Origin of the sequence: Kitasatospora sp. NPDC089509, from assembly GCF_044749365.1 — a bacterium.
Classification (GTDB): domain Bacteria; phylum Actinomycetota; class Actinomycetes; order Streptomycetales; family Streptomycetaceae; genus Kitasatospora.
Window position 1 is genome coordinate 1 of sequence record NZ_JBIVHS010000065.1, and the last position, 1,124, is coordinate 1,124.

1 protein-coding gene is annotated in these 1,124 nt (G+C 69.5%); it reads left to right on the forward strand.

Annotated features, from left to right (window positions below):
* Window positions 1–1,124: acetate--CoA ligase (locus ACIP4P_RS45085; protein ID WP_400930352.1), on the forward strand; the 1,124-nt coding region annotated here is incomplete at both ends.

Genomic DNA, 1,124 nt, shown 5'->3' on the forward strand with positions numbered 1-1,124 from the left:
CACCCGCTGTTCATCCTCTACACCTCCGGCACCACCGGAAAGCCCAAGGGCATCCTGCACACCTCCGGCGGCTACCTCACCCAGGCCAGCTACACCCACCACGCGGTCTTCGACCTCAAGCCCGCCACCGACGTCTACTGGTGCACCGCCGACATCGGCTGGGTCACCGGCCACTCCTACATCGTCTACGGCCCGCTCTCCAACGGCGCCACCCAGGTGATCTACGAGGGCACCCCCGACACCCCCCACCAGGGCCGGTTCTGGGAGATCGTCCAGAAGTACGGCGTCACCATCCTCTACACCGCGCCGACCGCGATCCGCACCTTCATGAAGTGGGGAGACGACATCCCCGCGAAGTTCGACCTCTCCTCCCTGCGGGTGCTGGGCAGCGTCGGCGAGCCGATCAACCCCGAGGCGTGGATCTGGTACCGCGAGCACATCGGCGCCGGCACCTGCCCCATCGTCGACACCTGGTGGCAGACCGAGACCGGCGCCATGATGATCAGCCCCCTGCCCGGCGTCACCGAGACCAAGCCCGGCTCCGCCCAGCGCGCCCTGCCCGGCATCGCCGCCACCGTCGTCGACGACGAGGCCAACGAGGTCCCCAACGGCTCCGGCGGCTACCTCGTCCTCACCGAGCCGTGGCCGTCCATGCTCCGCACCATCTGGGGCGACGACCAGCGCTACATCGACACCTACTGGTCCCGCTTCCCCGGCCGCTACTTCGCCGGCGACGGCGCCAAGAAGGACGAGGACGGCGACATCTGGCTCCTCGGCCGCGTCGACGACGTCATGCTCGTCTCCGGCCACAACATCTCCACCACCGAGGTCGAATCCGCCCTCGTCGGCCACCCCGCCGTCGCCGAGTCCGCCGTCGTCGGCGCCGCCGACCCCACCACCGGCCAGGCCATCGTCGCCTTCGTCATCCTGCGCGGCGGCACCACCGAAACCCCCGAACTCGTCGACGAACTGCGCACCCACGTCGGCCGCACCCTCGGCCCCATCGCCAAGCCCAAGCAGATCAAGGTCGTCGGCGAACTCCCCAAGACCCGCTCCGGCAAGATCATGCGCCGCCTCCTGCGCGACATCGCCGAAGGCCGCGAAGTCGGCGACACCACCACCCT